This is a genomic window from Pseudomonas sp. XS1P51, assembly GCF_054897845.1.
Map to the genome: position 1 here is coordinate 2,615,931 of NZ_CM142707.1, position 14,354 is coordinate 2,630,284.

The following is a 14,354-nucleotide window of genomic DNA, read 5'->3' on the forward strand; positions in this document are numbered from 1 at the left end:
CTCTTTTGTGACAAAGGCTTATGAGGTGTTTTTATGAGCGAAGCGAAGCATTCCCGCCTGATCATTCTGGGTTCCGGCCCTGCCGGTTACAGCGCAGCGGTTTATGCCGCCCGCGCCAACCTCAAACCCGTTGTCATTACCGGCATACAGGCAGGTGGCCAGCTCACCACCACCGTCGAAGTCGATAACTGGCCCGGTGACGTCGAAGGCCTGACCGGTCCGGTACTGATGGAACGCATGCAAAAACACGCCGAGCGCTTTGACACAGAGATCGTTTACGACCACATCCATACCGCCAAGTTGCAACAGCGCCCATTCGAACTCATCGGCGACAGCGGCACCTACACCTGCGATGCGCTGATTATCGCCACCGGTGCCTCGGCGCAATACCTGGGGCTGCCCTCGGAAGAGGCCTTTGCCGGCAAAGGCGTTTCGGCCTGCGCGACGTGCGACGGTTTCTTCTACCGCAATCAGGTGGTCGCCGTGGTCGGTGGCGGCAACACTGCGGTCGAGGAAGCGCTGTACCTGTCGAACATCGCCAGGGAAGTGCACCTGATTCACCGGCGCGACAAGTTACGCTCCGAGAAAATCCTTCAGGACAAACTCTTCGAAAAGGCCGCCAACGGCAACATCCGCCTGCACTGGAACCAGAACCTGGATGAGGTACTGGGCGACACCAGCGGCGTGACCGGCGCCCGTCTGCGCCACAGCCACACCGACGAAATCACCGAGTTGCCGGTGACCGGCGTGTTCATCGCCATCGGCCACAAGCCCAACACGGACCTGTTCGAGGGCCAGCTGAAGATGCGTGACGGCTATCTGTTGGTCAGGGGCGGCAGCGAAGGCGATGCCACCGCCACCGAAATCGAAGGTGTGTTTGCCGCCGGTGATGTGGCCGATCACGTGTATCGCCAGGCCGTCACTTCTGCCGGAGCCGGCTGCATGGCCGCACTGGACGCCGAGAAATACCTCGACGACATTCCGACCGTTTGACGGCACACTTTACGGCGGGCCTTCCAGCCCGCCACTGCCCTCCCCTTCTGTAAGTCCGGATGCCATGCTGACTTGGTTACAACGCAACACCCTGACCTTCCCGCCGCTGGAAAAAGCCATGCGCGACCCCAACGGGCTGCTGGCTGCGGGCGGCGATCTGTCTGCCGATCGTCTGATTCAGGCGTACCGCCACGGGTGCTTTCCGTGGTTCTCCGAAGGCCAGCCGATTCTCTGGTGGTCACCTGATCCGCGCACCGTATTGTTTCCCGACGAACTGCATGTCTCGCGCAGCCTGAACAAATTGCTGCGCCAACAACGCTATCAAGTCACCTTTGATCAGGATTTCGCCTCGGTCATCCGCGCTTGCGCTGCCCCCAGGGATTACGCCGACGGGACCTGGATCACCCAAGCGATGCAGGACGCCTACCTCGAGCTGCACAAGCGTGGCTACGCCCATTCGGTGGAAGTCTGGGACGATGGCCTGCTGGTCGGAGGCCTCTATGGCCTGGCGATGGGTCAGCTGTTTTTTGGCGAGTCCATGTTCAGTCGCGCGGACAACGCCTCCAAATATGGCTTTGCCACACTGGTCCGACATCTGAAAGACTCAGGCTTTGTGCTGATCGATTGCCAGATGCCCACCGACCATCTGCACAGTCTCGGCGCCCGAGCGATTCCTCGCCGCGAGTTTGCCGGCTACCTGGGGCAGCACCTGGATCAACCCAGCCGTGCCACCTGGGTTTGCTGAGCGACTTTTGCGCGCGTGGCTTACACTTAATGCAAACGCTTATCCCCGAGGGTTGATCATGACCGAGTTGGCGCGCTTGAAGTTCTATGCCACTCAGCCCCACTCTTGCAGTTATCTGCCCGAGGAGCAGGCCACAACCTTGTTCCTCGACCCTAGTCAGCCCATGGATGTGCACGTCTACGCAGACCTGTCGGAAATGGGTTTTCGTCGCAGCGGCGATCATCTCTACCGGCCTCATTGCCAGAATTGCAATGCGTGCGTACCGGCGCGCATTCCCGTGGCGCAATTTACGCCCAACCGCCAGCAAAAACGCATCTACAAGCGCAACGCCGATTTGCAAATACGCCCCGCCAGACCCAAGTTCAGCGAAGAATACTTCGACCTGTATCAGCGCTACATCGAACAGCGTCACGCCGATGGCGACATGTACCCGCCGAGTCGCGATCAGTTCTCGACCTTCCTGGTACGTGATTTGCCGTTTTCCCGATTCTACGAATTTCGCCTCGAAGGCCGGTTGCTGGCAGTGGCGGTGACCGACTTGCTGCCCAACGGTCTGTCGGCGGTCTACACCTTCTACGAGCCCTCTGAGGAGCGCCGCAGCCTGGGACGTTTTGCGATCCTCTGGCAAATCGCCGAGGCCCGCCGCCTGGGGCTGGAAGCGGTCTACCTCGGCTACTGGATCAAAAACTGCAAAAAAATGAGCTACAAGACGCAATATCGCCCGATCGAACTGCTGATTAATCAGCGCTGGGTGATCCTGAACTAGAGCACGCCCTAAACCCCTTGGCTTAAACCCCCTTTTTCGGGCACAATGCACGCCGCTTTTGCCTGGCGCAGTTGCACCGGGCCATTCATTGGACACCGAGGGCTTTACTGCATGTCGAAAGAAGACAGCTTCGAAATGGAAGGCACTGTCGTCGACACCCTGCCCAACACCATGTTTCGCGTGGAGTTGGAAAATGGGCACGTCGTAACCGCGCATATCTCCGGCAAGATGCGCAAGAACTACATTCGTATTCTTACCGGTGACAAAGTGCGCGTCGAGCTGACGCCCTATGACTTGAGCAAAGGGCGCATCACTTACCGCGCTCGCTAATCAAGTCAATACAAAACGCCCGGCTATGCCGGGCGTTTTTGTGTGCGCGAGATTTAACGAATACCGTACATCTGCCTTTGTAGGAGCTGCCGAAGGCTGCGATCTTTTGATCTTGATTTTTCCTATGGCCAATAAAAAGCAAAATCAAAAGATCGCAGCCTTCGGCAGCTCCTACAGGGGAATCGGTGTGCATAGCAAAAAGGCGCCTTTCGGCGCCTTTTGCTTGTTGCGGTTAACGTCAGGCCATTTCAGCCGTGGTCTCGAACTCGAAGGTGAGCTCGCCGTCCTTGAGGTCGATGTGTACCACACCGCCATGGTCGGCCAGTTCGCCAAAGAGGATCTCTTCGGCCAGTGGACGCTTGATCTTGTCCTGGATCAAACGCGCCATCGGTCGAGCGCCCATTGCCGTGTCGTAGCCACCCGCTGCCAGCCAGCTGCGTGCAGCATCCGTCACTTCCAGCTGTACGCGCTTGTCTTCCAGCTGCGCCTGAAGCTCGGTAAGGAACTTGTCCACCACGCTTTTGATGACCTCATGGCTGAGGCGACCAAACTGGATAATGGTGTCCAGACGGTTGCGGAACTCTGGCGTGAAGCTCTTCTTGATCACTTCCATCGCATCGGACGAGTGGTCTTGATGAGTGAAACCGATCGAAGCACGCGCTGCAGTTTCGGCACCGGCGTTGGTCGTCATGATGACAATCACATTACGGAAGTCCGCCTTGCGCCCGTTGTTATCGGTCAACGTACCGTGGTCCATGACCTGCAGCAGCAGGTTGAAGACTTCCGGATGCGCCTTCTCGATTTCATCGAGCAACAGCACGCAGTGAGGCTGCTTGGTGATGGCTTCGGTCAGCAGACCACCCTGGTCGAACCCGACATAGCCTGGAGGTGCACCGATCAGACGCGATACGGTGTGGCGCTCCATGTACTCGGACATGTCGAAGCGAACCAGTTCGATCCCCAACGCCTTGGCCAGCTGACGCGCCGCTTCGGTTTTACCGACACCGGTAGGCCCGGCGAACAGGAACGAACCGACGGGCTTGTCAGGCGACTTGAGGCCGGCACGGGACAGTTTGATCGCGGTCGACAGCGAGTCGATCGCAGCATCCTGGCCAAATACCGTCAGTTTCAGGTCGCGCTCAAGGTTACGCAGCAGCTCTTTGTCGGAGCTGGTGACGTGCTTAGGCGGAATCCGCGCGATTTTCGCGACGATGTCCTCGACCTGAGGCACTTCGATGCGTTTTACGCGCTTCTCGATCGGCTGCAGACGCTGATAGGCGCCCGCCTCGTCGATCACGTCGATGGCCTTGTCCGGCATATGCCGGTCATTGATGTAGCGCGACGCCAGTTCGGCAGCGGCACGCAGGGCCTCATCGCTGTATTCGATGTTGTGGTGCGCTTCGAAACGCCCTTTCAGGCCGCGCAGAATGCCGATGGTGTCTTCCACCGAAGGTTCCGACACGTCGACCTTCTGGAAGCGCCGAGCCAGGGCACGGTCCTTCTCGAAGATGCCCCGGAATTCCTGGAACGTGGTCGAACCGATGCAACGGATATCGCCCGACGACAGTAGCGGCTTGAGCAGGTTCGAGGCATCCATGACACCACCGGACGCGGCACCCGCACCGATGATGGTGTGGATCTCGTCGATGAACAGGATGGCCTGCGGACGTTTTTTCAGCTCATTGAGCAACGCCTTGAAGCGCTTCTCGAAGTCACCGCGGTATTTGGTCCCGGCCAGCAAGGCCCCCAGATCGAGGGAATACACCACGCTGTTGGCCAGCAGGTCCGGCACCTGGTTGTCGACAATGCGTTTGGCCAGGCCTTCGGCAATCGCGGTTTTACCCACGCCAGCCTCGCCCACCAGCAGCGGATTGTTTTTGCGACGACGCGCCAGGATCTGCGCGACACGCTCGACTTCCAGCTCACGGCCTACCAACGGATCGATACGACCCTGGCGCGCGAGTTCGTTGAGGTTGCTGGCATAAGCATCCAGAGGATTGCCTGAAGAAGAAGACTCACCGCCCTCGTCGTCCTGCATATCTTGCTCACCTTCAGAGTGATCGCCATGCCCCGGCACTTTGGAAATGCCATGGGCGATGTAGTTGACGACATCGATGCGCGCAACGCTCTGCTGTTTCAGCAGGAACACTGCCTGACTCTCTTGCTCACTGAAGATCGCGACCAGCACGTTGGCGCCAGTCACTTCGCGTTTGCCCGAGCTCTGTACGTGAAAGACGGCACGCTGCAGAACACGCTGGAAGCCCAGGGTTGGCTGGGTCTCGCGGTCCTCGTCATGGACGGGGATCAACGGCGTGGTGGAGTCGATGAACTCCTGCAGGTCATGCTTGAGTTTGTCGAGGTTTGCGCCGCAGGCACGCAAAACGGTGGCGGCAGCCTCATTGTCCAATAGGGCCAGCAGGAGATGCTCGACGGTCATGAATTCATGACGCTTCGAACGGGCCTCCTTGAAGGCAAGATTGAGGGTGACTTCGAGCTCGCGGTTTAACATAGCTTCACCTCATACCCAAGTGTCCGGCGATTAACCGTCCTTCTCGATTTCACAGAGTAGCGGATGCTGGCTTTCCCTGGCGTACTGGTTGACCTGCATGGCCTTGGTCTCGGCGATGTCGCGGGTAAACACTCCACATACTGCCCGTCCTTCTGTGTGGACGGCCAGCATGACCTTGGTCGCCAGCTCGCGATTCAGGTTAAAAAACACCTCGAGCACTTCGACGACGAAATCCATCGGTGTGTAGTCATCATTGAACAAAACCACCTTGTACATCGGCGGCGCCTGTAAAGCAGGCTTAGCCTCCTGAACAGCAATGCCTGCGGAATCGTCGTCGTGTAAATCAGGGCGATCCTGATTGAATGTTAGTCGAATCTGGCTGATTGCATGCATGGAAAGAAAGGTTCGTCAGTTGTGCGAATACAGTAGTGGGGACGGCTATCAACGATTTCAACTCCGACTGCCTGGTCACCTTGACTATCGGCAAAACGGTGTTACAACCAATAGAGCCCACAGTGGGTAAAAAAGGTCCGCGGAGTCAATCTTATTTACAGGATTCGACTGCGGATGAACTGGATGATACTCCAGTGATGGAGTCTGTTGCAGAGGGATATGGGTATGTCAGGCGTCAAGGTCAGCGGCAAGGTCAAGTGGTTCAATAACGCCAAGGGCTACGGCTTCATCAATGAGGAAGGCAAGAGCGAAGACCTGTTCGCCCACTACTCCGCCATCCGGATGGACGGTTATAAAACCCTGAAAGCCGGCCAGGCTGTGGTCTTTGAGATCATCCAGGGACCCAAAGGCCTGCACGCCGTGAACATCGCCGCCCCTCAAGACGTCGAGTCTGTAGCCGCGCCGACCGGGCAACAAACCGTTACAGCTTAAATTCGCACCCATCCTCCAGTCATAAAAAAACCGCCCGACTCAATCACTTGAGCCGGGCGGTTTTTGTTACGCCCGAAATCGCTTACATGTGCGAAATCAGTGCATCACCGAACGCAGAAGAAGACAGCAGTTTCGCGCCTTCCATCAGACGTTCGAAGTCATAGGTCACGGTCTTGGCGGAAATCGCGCCATTGGTGCCCTTGATGATCAGATCAGCGGCTTCGGTCCAGCCCATGTGGCGCAGCATCATCTCTGCGGACAGGATCAGCGAACCCGGGTTGACCTGGTCCTTGCCGGCGTACTTCGGCGCAGTACCGTGGGTCGCTTCGAACATCGCAATGGTGTCGGACAGGTTGGCACCCGGCGCGATACCGATACCGCCCACTTCCGCCGCCAGGGCGTCGGAGAGGTAGTCGCCGTTCAGGTTCAGGGTCGCGATGACATCGTACTCGGCCGGGCGCAGCAGGATCTGCTGGAGCATGGCATCGGCGATGGCATCCTTGACGATGACGTTCTTGCCGGTTTTCGGGTTCTTGAACTGCATCCACGGACCGCCGTCGAGCAGGGTCGCGCCGAATTCTTCAGCCGCCACTTCGTAGGCCCACTCCTTGAAGGCACCTTCGGTGAACTTCATGATGTTGCCTTTGTGCACGATGGTCAGCGAGTCGCGGTCGTTGTCGACCACATACTGCAATGCCTTGCGCGCCAGGCGCTTGGTGCCTTGCAGGGAAACCGGCTTGATGCCGATACCGCAGTTTTCGTCGAAACGGATCTTGGTGACGCCCATTTCATCTTTAAGGAACTTGATGATCTTGGTCGCTTCCGGCGAACCGGCTTTCCATTCGATACCGGCATAAATGTCTTCCGAGTTTTCGCGGAAGATGGTCATGTCGACGTCGCCTGGTTTCTTGACCGGGCTAGGCACGCCTTCGAACCAGCGCACCGGGCGCAGGCAGACATAAAGGTCGAGTTGCTGACGCAGGGCCACGTTCAGGGAACGGATGCCGCCGCCGACCGGCGTGGTCAGAGGGCCCTTGATGGAAACCACGTAATCCTTGACCGCGTCCAGGGTTTCCTGAGGTAGCCAGGTGTCCTGATCGTAAACCTGAGTCGCTTTTTCCCCGGCGTAGACTTCCATCCAGGAAATTTTGCGCTCGCCGCCGTAAGCCTTCTTAACAGCAGCATCGACAACCTTGATCATGACCGGGCTGATATCAACGCCAATGCCATCGCCTTCGATGAAGGGGATGATCGGGTTGTTAGGAACATTGAGAGAATGGTCCGCGTTGACGGTGATTTTGTCGCCGACGGCTGGAACCTGAATCTTCTTGTATCCCATGCTGAACTCCATTGTTTGGATTGAACATCTGGCTTCGTTCGAGCGTACCCCAGTTAAATCGGCACGCAAACCCTATGTTCCATCCATCTGCCGCAAAGCTGCACAGTTCGCGACGTACAAGCCTGAAAGCAAAGGGAAAAGCGCCAAACTCAAGCACGGTGCAAGACTCTACGCCCCCCTCGCCCCTGCGACCTTTAGACCAATGGACGACAATCGTTGCGTATGAACCATCGGCAGATTGCCAGCTACCTATGTATAATGCCGCCCGCTGACCACAGAGTCACGACGGCCGACCTCTCCTGCAACTGAATAAGTAGCCGAGGACTTTGGGCCTGAAAGCAGGACTGTTACCGCAGTCCACCCGCTTGACGCTCGACTGATGCACCCAACATCACCGCGAAGAAATCTCGACATTCGGCTCATGGATGACTTTGAACGAACGCGCTTACCCGGCGCCCCTCGAGTTTTTCTGCGCACGCTTTAGCAAAGAAGAGAGAGTTAATCCGAATATGCCCACCCGCTCGAAGATCATCTATACCTTCACCGACGAAGCTCCCGCCCTCGCCACCTATTCACTGTTGCCTATCGTAGAGGCCTTTACCGCCTCGGCTGATATCGCCGTTGAAACCCGCGATATCTCTCTTGCAGGGCGCATCCTGGCCAGCTTCCCCGAGCAATTGGGTGACAAAGCCGTAGCCGACCACCTCGCCGAACTGGGCGACCTGGCCGTTACGCCTGAAGCCAACATCATCAAGTTGCCGAACATCAGCGCCTCGGTTCCGCAACTGCAGGCCGCGATCAAAGAGCTGCAAGCTCAAGGCTTCGCACTGCCGGACTACCCGGAAACCGTGACCAGCGACGCCGACAAGCTCGCCAAGTCGCGTTACGACAAGATCAAGGGCAGCGCCGTGAACCCGGTCCTGCGCGAAGGCAACTCCGATCGTCGTGCCCCGCTGTCGGTCAAGAACTACGCCCGCAAGCACCCGCACAAAATGGGCGCCTGGGCCAAAGACTCCAAGTCCCACGTCGCGCACATGAGCACCGGCGATTTCTATGGCAGCGAAAAAGCCGCCCTGATCGACGCCGCTGACGCCGTCAAAATCGAACTGATCGCTCAAGACGGCACCACCACCGTCCTGAAAGAAAAAACCACCGTGCAAGCCGGTGAGATCCTCGATTGCGCCGTATTGAGCAAAAACGCGCTGCGCAGCTTCATCGCGGCCGAGATCGAAGACGCCAAAGCCAAAGGCGTGCTGCTGTCGGTTCACTTGAAAGCCACCATGATGAAAGTCTCCGACCCGATCATGTTCGGCCAGATCGTTGCCGAGTTCTATAAAGACGCACTGGCCAAGCACGCTGACGTGCTGGCACAGATCGGCTTCAACCTGAACAATGGCATCGGCGACCTGTACGCTCGCATCAAGGCCTTGCCTGCCGAGCAGCAAGCCGCGATCGAAGCGGACATCCAGGCGGTCTACGCCGCTCGTCCGTCGTTGGCCATGGTCAACTCCGACAAAGGCATCACCAACCTGCACGTGCCGAGCGACGTTATCGTCGACGCCTCGATGCCGGCGATGATCCGTGACTCCGGCAAGATGTGGGGCACCGACGGCCAGTTGCACGACACCAAGGCTGTGATCCCGGATCGCTGCTACGCCACCATCTACCAGGCGGTGATCGAAGACTGCAAGCTGCACGGCGCTTTCGATCCAACCACCATGGGCAGCGTGCCAAACGTTGGCCTGATGGCGAAAAAAGCCGAAGAGTACGGCTCCCACGACAAGACGTTCCAGATCAAGGCCGACGGCGTGGTTCGGGTTTCCGACAGCGCTGGCCGCACCCTGCTGGAACAGTCGGTTGAAGCCGGCGACATCTTCCGCATGTGCCAGACCAAAGACGCGCCGATCCAGGACTGGGTCAAACTGGCCGTCAACCGTGCTCGCGCAAGCGCAACGCCAGCGATTTTCTGGCTGGACCCAATGCGCGCCCACGACGGTGTAGTGATCGAGAAAGTTCAGGCCTACCTGAAGGATCACGACACTTCGGGCCTGGACATCCGCATCATGTCGCCCGTCGACGCGATGGCCTTCACCCTGGGCCGCACTCGCTCCGGCCTCGACACCATCTCGGTGACCGGCAACGTATTGCGCGACTACCTGACCGACCTGTTCCCGATCATGGAGCTGGGCACCAGTGCCAAGATGCTGTCGATCGTTCCGCTGATGAATGGCGGCGGTCTGTTCGAAACCGGCGCTGGCGGTTCGGCACCGAAGCACGTTCAACAGCTGCTGGAAGAAAACTTCCTGCGCTGGGATTCACTGGGTGAGTTCCTGGCCCTGGCCGCTTCCCTTGAGCACCTGGGAGTGACTTACAACAACCCGAAGGCGCTGGTGCTGGCCAAAACCCTGGACCAGGCCACCGGCCAGTTCCTGGACAACAACAAGTCGCCATCGCGCAAAGTCGGCAACATCGACAACCGCGGCAGCCACTTCTACCTGGCGCTGTACTGGGCCCAGGCCCTGGCCGCCCAGACCGAAGACGCTGCACTGCAAGCGCAATTCGGCCAACTGGCCAAGACCCTGACCGAGAACGAAGCAACCATCGTTGCCGAGCTCAACGCCGTTCAGGGCAAGCCAGTGGACATCGGCGGTTACTACCACGCCAATGCCGAGCTGATCAGCAAGGCCATGCGCCCGAGCAACACCTTCAACGCCGCGATCGCTGCGCTGGTTTAAGGTTGTAAGGATGCAAAGAAGCCCCGGCCAAGTGCCGGGGTTTCTGTTTGTGGGTTTCACACATAATTATCTGTAGGCATCCGCCCCTGTGGGAGCGAGCCTGCTCGCGATAGCGGTATATCATTCAACATTGATTTTGCCTGACCGGCCGCTATCGCGAGCAGGCTCGCTCCCACAAGGGCCGGCTCCCACATTGAAATCTTTGCGCACCTGAAATCGAGGAAGCTTCATGGACTGGCTACCCCACATCACCGTCGCCACTATCGTCGAAGACAACGGCCGCTTCCTGATGGTCGAAGAACTCAAGCACGGACGAACGGTTCTCAACCAACCCGCCGGCCACCTCGACCCCGACGAAACCCTGATCGACGCCACCGTACGCGAAACCCTCGAGGAAACCGGCTGGGACGTCGAGCCGACCGGCGTGGTGGGCATCTACCTCTACACCGCCCCCAGCAACGGCGTGACCTATCAGCGAGTCTGCTTCACCGCCAAACCGGTCAAGCATCACCCCGACTATCAACTGGACGACGGCATCGTCGGCGCAAAATGGCTGACGCGTGACGAACTGCTGGAACAGCGCGCAAACTGGCGCAGTGAGCTGATCATCCGCTGTATCGATGATTATCTGGACGGCCAACACTTCGGACTCGAACTGATCCGCCCTTCTCTTTAGCCTTGTGGGCTGCGGCCTGTTAGAATCGCGTCCTTTTTCAAGACACTCATTGAATCCCTATGCGTGATCCAGCCCCTTCTGACACACAAAAGAAGCGCGTCATTGTCGGCATGTCCGGCGGCGTGGACTCTTCCGTTTCCGCTCTCCTGCTGATCGAGCAGGGTTATGAGGTGGAAGGCCTGTTCATGAAGAACTGGGAAGAAGACGATGGAACGGAATACTGCACCGCCATGGATGACCTGGCGGACGCCCAGGCCGTGTGCGACAAGATTGGCATCAAGCTGCACACCGCCAACTTCGCCGCCGAGTACTGGGACAACGTGTTCGAGCACTTCCTGGCCGAATACAAGGCCGGTCGCACGCCGAACCCGGACATCCTGTGCAACCGCGAGATCAAGTTCAAGGCGTTCCTCGACTACGCCATGATGCTCGGCGCCGACCTGATTGCCACCGGCCACTACGTGCGCCGCCGCGATATCGATGGCCGTACCGAATTGCTCAAGGGCCTGGACCCGAACAAGGACCAGAGCTATTTCCTGCACGCTGTCGGCGGCGAACAGATCGCCAAGACCCTGTTCCCGGTCGGCGAGCTGGAAAAACCCGAAGTGCGCGCGATTGCCGAGAAACACGATCTGGCCACGGCAAAGAAAAAAGATTCCACCGGGATCTGCTTTATCGGCGAACGTCGCTTCAGCGACTTCCTCAAGCAGTACCTGCCGGCCCAGCCCGGCGAGATCAAGACCACCGAAGGTGAAGTCATCGGCCGTCACCACGGCTTGATGTACCACACCATCGGCCAGCGCCAGGGCCTGGGCATCGGCGGCTTGAAAGACGCCGGCGACGAGCCTTGGTACGTGCTGATCAAGGACCTGGAGCACAACGAGCTGATCGTTGGCCAGGGCAATGATCATCCGTATCTGTTCTCCCGCGCCCTGCTCGCCTCGGACATCTATTGGGTCAACCCGATCGACTTGACCGAACCGCGCAAGCTGACCGCCAAAGTCCGTTATCGCCAGAGCGATCAGCCTTGTACGCTGGAAAAGACCGCCACCGGCTACCGCGCGACCTTCGATGACCCGCAACGCGCGGTCACCCCGGGCCAGTCCGTGGTGTTTTATGACGGCGAAATCTGCCTCGGCGGCGGCGTGATCGAAATGGCCGAACCGTGGACGAGCAAGGGCACTCCTCAAGGCGAGCAGCAATGAGCCCGACTCAGGAACAACTGACGGCGCTGGGCGGTGTGTTTCTCGCCGCCGTGCTGGTCGACAAGATCGCCAAGACCGGCCAGACCACCGAAGCTGGCCTGACGTGCATGCTCGGCAGTCTGCTGATTCGCGACCCCAAGGACACCCTGGAAGTCTACGGCGGCGACGACATCAATCTGCGTGAAGGCTATCGCGCATTGATCGGCGCCCTTGAGCGCGACCCGAGCACCCTTCAGCGCGAGCCGCTGCGTTACGCCTTGGCGATGCTGGGGCTGGAGCGTCAGCTGGCCAAGCGTGGCGACATGCTGGACGTGATCGGCAAGCGCCTGCCCCAGATCCAGTCCCAGGTCGAGCACTTCGGCCCGGCGCACGAAAATGTGATTGCCGCCTGCGGCGCGCTGTACCAGGACACCTTGAGCACCCTGCGCCAACGGATTCAGGTGCACGGCGACATGCGCAACCTGCAGCAACCGAGCAACGCTTCGAAAATCCGTGCCCTGTTGCTGGCCGGGATTCGCTCGGCGCGCCTGTGGCGGCAGTTGGGCGGTCATCGCTGGCAGCTGGTGGTCAGCCGTCGCAAGTTGCTTAAAGAGCTTTACCCGCTGATGCGCAGCAGCTGAACCGCGCCCGCAAGACCTTGTGTAATTTGTAACGCGTAAGACGCTGGTCAGTTGGCAACGGACCGGCGGATTTTTTCATGTATGATACGCGCCCCATTTCGTTGCCCGACTGTCCGAGAACACCCCATGCAGCTTTCTTCGCTCACTGCGGTTTCCCCTGTTGACGGCCGCTACGCCGGCAAAACCCAGGCCCTGCGCCCAATTTTCAGCGAATACGGTCTGATCCGTGCTCGCGTTCTGGTTGAAGTGCGCTGGCTCCAGCGCCTGGCCGCTCACCCTGCCATCAGCGAAGTGCCGGCGTTCTCCGCCGAAGCCAGCGCTGTGCTGAACACCCTGGCGGAAAACTTCTCCCTGGAGCACGCCGAGCGTGTCAAAGAGATCGAGCGCACCACCAACCACGACGTCAAAGCCATTGAATACCTGCTCAAAGAGCAAGCGGCGAAGCTGCCGGAACTGGCTGCCGTCAGCGAGTTCATCCACTTCGCCTGCACCAGCGAGGACATCAACAACCTGTCCCACGCCCTGATGCTGCGTGAAGGCCGTGATGACGTGATGCTGCCGCTGATGCGCCAGACTGCCGAAGCCATTCGCGAACTGGCCATCCGTTTCGCTGACGTGCCGATGCTGTCGCGCACCCACGGTCAACCGGCCTCGCCGACCACCCTGGGCAAAGAACTGGCAAACGTGGTTTACCGTCTGGAGCGTCAAATCGCTCAGGTCGCTACCGTTCCGCTGCTGGGCAAGATCAACGGCGCCGTCGGCAACTACAACGCCCACCTGTCGGCCTACCCTGAGATCGACTGGGAAGAAAACGCCCGTGCCTTCATCGAAGACGAACTGGGCCTGGGCTTCAACCCGTACACCACGCAGATCGAACCGCACGACTACATTGCCGAGCTGTTCGACGCGATCGCACGTTTCAACACCATCCTGATCGACTTCGACCGCGACATCTGGGGCTACATCTCCCTGGGGTATTTCAAACAGCGCACCATCGCTGGCGAAATCGGTTCGTCGACCATGCCGCACAAGGTCAACCCGATCGACTTCGAAAACTCCGAAGGCAACCTGGGCATCGCCAACGCACTGTTCCAGCACCTGGCAAGCAAGCTGCCGATCTCCCGCTGGCAGCGCGACCTGACCGACTCCACCGTCCTGCGTAACCTCGGTGTCGGTTTCGCCCACAGCGTGATCGCGTACGAAGCGAGCCTCAAAGGCATCAGCAAACTGGAGCTCAACGCTCAGAAGATCGCTGCTGACCTGGACGCGTGCTGGGAAGTATTGGCCGAGCCGATCCAGACCGTGATGCGTCGCTACAACATCGAAAACCCGTACGAGAAGCTGAAAGAGTTGACCCGTGGCAAGGGCATCAGCCCTGAAGCACTGCAAACTTTCATCGACGGCCTGGACATGCCAGCCGCCGCCAAGGCCGAGCTGAAACTGCTCACCCCGGCGAACTACATCGGCAACGCTGTAGAGCAAGCCAAACGCATCTGATCGACCGCTTTACCCGTTTGAGACGCCCGGCAGCGCCGGGCGTTTTTATTCCCG

General features: G+C 59.0%; 13 protein-coding genes. 10 read left to right on the forward strand and 3 right to left on the reverse strand.

Annotated elements, in window-relative coordinates; translation table 11 throughout:
* The first annotated feature begins 33 nt into the window (after positions 1–33).
* The 4 genes from trxB to infA all read left to right on the forward strand — a co-directional run bounded on the left by trxB (position 34) and on the right by infA (position 2,834).
* A complete protein-coding gene (gene trxB, locus ACYZUD_RS12140) occupies positions 34–993 on the forward strand; it encodes a thioredoxin-disulfide reductase (protein ID WP_462024223.1) in 960 nt (319 codons plus the stop codon).
* A gap of 64 nt (positions 994–1,057) precedes the next feature.
* Positions 1,058–1,738: a leucyl/phenylalanyl-tRNA--protein transferase gene (gene aat / locus ACYZUD_RS12145; RefSeq protein WP_462024224.1), complete on the forward strand. Its 681-nt coding sequence runs from the start codon at positions 1,058–1,060 to the stop codon at positions 1,736–1,738.
* Between the two features lie 58 nt (positions 1,739–1,796).
* A complete protein-coding gene (locus tag ACYZUD_RS12150) occupies positions 1,797–2,504 on the forward strand; it encodes an arginyltransferase (protein ID WP_462024225.1) in 708 nt (235 codons plus the stop codon).
* 111 nt (positions 2,505–2,615) lie between these two features.
* Positions 2,616–2,834: a translation initiation factor IF-1 gene (infA, locus tag ACYZUD_RS12155; protein ID WP_002553999.1), complete on the forward strand. Its 219-nt coding sequence runs from the start codon at positions 2,616–2,618 to the stop codon at positions 2,832–2,834.
* 238 nt (positions 2,835–3,072) lie between these two features.
* On the opposite strand, the gene clpA is transcribed toward infA, so the two are convergent.
* Together clpA and clpS are read right to left on the reverse strand one after the other, a co-directional pair.
* Complete coding sequence (gene clpA, locus ACYZUD_RS12160; RefSeq protein WP_046032479.1) at positions 3,073–5,343, reverse strand: ATP-dependent Clp protease ATP-binding subunit ClpA; 2,271 nt, start codon at positions 5,341–5,343, stop codon at positions 3,073–3,075.
* Positions 5,344–5,373: 30 nt separating this feature from the next.
* Positions 5,374–5,736: an ATP-dependent Clp protease adapter ClpS gene (gene clpS / locus ACYZUD_RS12165; RefSeq protein ID WP_015094394.1), complete on the reverse strand. Its 363-nt coding sequence runs from the start codon at positions 5,734–5,736 to the stop codon at positions 5,374–5,376.
* 225 nt (positions 5,737–5,961) lie between these two features.
* Between clpS and cspD the strand changes: the two genes are divergently transcribed.
* Positions 5,962–6,228, forward strand: a complete 267-nt coding sequence (gene cspD, locus ACYZUD_RS12170; protein ID WP_462024226.1) for a cold shock domain-containing protein CspD — start codon at positions 5,962–5,964, stop codon at positions 6,226–6,228.
* A gap of 82 nt (positions 6,229–6,310) precedes the next feature.
* On the opposite strand, the gene icd is transcribed toward cspD, so the two are convergent.
* A complete protein-coding gene (icd, locus tag ACYZUD_RS12175) occupies positions 6,311–7,567 on the reverse strand; it encodes an NADP-dependent isocitrate dehydrogenase (RefSeq protein ID WP_462024227.1) in 1,257 nt (418 codons plus the stop codon).
* Between the two features lie 509 nt (positions 7,568–8,076).
* Here icd and ACYZUD_RS12180 point away from each other — a divergent pair.
* The 5 genes from ACYZUD_RS12180 (at position 8,077) to purB (ending at position 14,300) form a co-directional block, all read left to right on the forward strand.
* Positions 8,077–10,302 carry an NADP-dependent isocitrate dehydrogenase gene (locus ACYZUD_RS12180; protein WP_462024228.1) on the forward strand — a complete coding sequence of 742 codons (2,226 nt, stop codon included), beginning with the start codon at positions 8,077–8,079 and terminating at the stop codon, positions 10,300–10,302.
* Between the two features lie 229 nt (positions 10,303–10,531).
* On the forward strand, positions 10,532–10,978 hold the full coding sequence (locus ACYZUD_RS12185) for an NUDIX hydrolase (RefSeq protein ID WP_462024229.1): 447 nt from the start codon (positions 10,532–10,534) through the stop codon (positions 10,976–10,978).
* 59 nt (positions 10,979–11,037) lie between these two features.
* Positions 11,038–12,183, forward strand: a complete 1,146-nt coding sequence (gene mnmA, locus ACYZUD_RS12190) for a tRNA 2-thiouridine(34) synthase MnmA (RefSeq protein ID WP_462024230.1) — start codon at positions 11,038–11,040, stop codon at positions 12,181–12,183.
* Positions 12,180–12,803 carry a high frequency lysogenization protein HflD gene (gene hflD, locus ACYZUD_RS12195; RefSeq protein WP_017339598.1) on the forward strand — a complete coding sequence of 208 codons (624 nt, stop codon included), beginning with the start codon at positions 12,180–12,182 and terminating at the stop codon, positions 12,801–12,803. Before mnmA ends, hflD begins: the two co-directional genes overlap by 4 nt.
* Before the next feature lie 126 nt (positions 12,804–12,929).
* Positions 12,930–14,300 carry an adenylosuccinate lyase gene (gene purB, locus ACYZUD_RS12200; RefSeq protein ID WP_462024231.1) on the forward strand — a complete coding sequence of 457 codons (1,371 nt, stop codon included), beginning with the start codon at positions 12,930–12,932 and terminating at the stop codon, positions 14,298–14,300.
* The last annotated feature ends 54 nt before the right edge of the window (positions 14,301–14,354 follow it).

What these genes read in the sequence shown, in the direction of transcription:
- trxB (WP_462024223.1), top strand. Translation starts at nt 34, where the DNA reads ATGAGCGAAGCGAAGCATTCCCGCCTGATCATTCTGGGTTCCGGCCCT.
- ACYZUD_RS12150 (WP_462024225.1), top strand. Translation starts at nt 1,797, where the DNA reads ATGACCGAGTTGGCGCGCTTGAAGTTCTATGCCACTCAGCCCCACTCT.
- icd (WP_462024227.1), bottom strand. Translation starts at nt 7,567, where the DNA reads ATGGGATACAAGAAGATTCAGGTTCCAGCCGTCGGCGACAAAATCACC.
- aat (WP_462024224.1), top strand. Translation starts at nt 1,058, where the DNA reads ATGCTGACTTGGTTACAACGCAACACCCTGACCTTCCCGCCGCTGGAA.
- mnmA (WP_462024230.1), top strand. Translation starts at nt 11,038, where the DNA reads ATGCGTGATCCAGCCCCTTCTGACACACAAAAGAAGCGCGTCATTGTC.
- cspD (WP_462024226.1), top strand. Translation starts at nt 5,962, where the DNA reads ATGTCAGGCGTCAAGGTCAGCGGCAAGGTCAAGTGGTTCAATAACGCC.
- ACYZUD_RS12185 (WP_462024229.1), top strand. Translation starts at nt 10,532, where the DNA reads ATGGACTGGCTACCCCACATCACCGTCGCCACTATCGTCGAAGACAAC.
- purB (WP_462024231.1), top strand. Translation starts at nt 12,930, where the DNA reads ATGCAGCTTTCTTCGCTCACTGCGGTTTCCCCTGTTGACGGCCGCTAC.
- hflD (WP_017339598.1), top strand. Translation starts at nt 12,180, where the DNA reads ATGAGCCCGACTCAGGAACAACTGACGGCGCTGGGCGGTGTGTTTCTC.
- clpS (WP_015094394.1), bottom strand. Translation starts at nt 5,736, where the DNA reads ATGCATGCAATCAGCCAGATTCGACTAACATTCAATCAGGATCGCCCT.
- infA (WP_002553999.1), top strand. Translation starts at nt 2,616, where the DNA reads ATGTCGAAAGAAGACAGCTTCGAAATGGAAGGCACTGTCGTCGACACC.
- ACYZUD_RS12180 (WP_462024228.1), top strand. Translation starts at nt 8,077, where the DNA reads ATGCCCACCCGCTCGAAGATCATCTATACCTTCACCGACGAAGCTCCC.
- clpA (WP_046032479.1), bottom strand. Translation starts at nt 5,343, where the DNA reads ATGTTAAACCGCGAGCTCGAAGTCACCCTCAATCTTGCCTTCAAGGAG.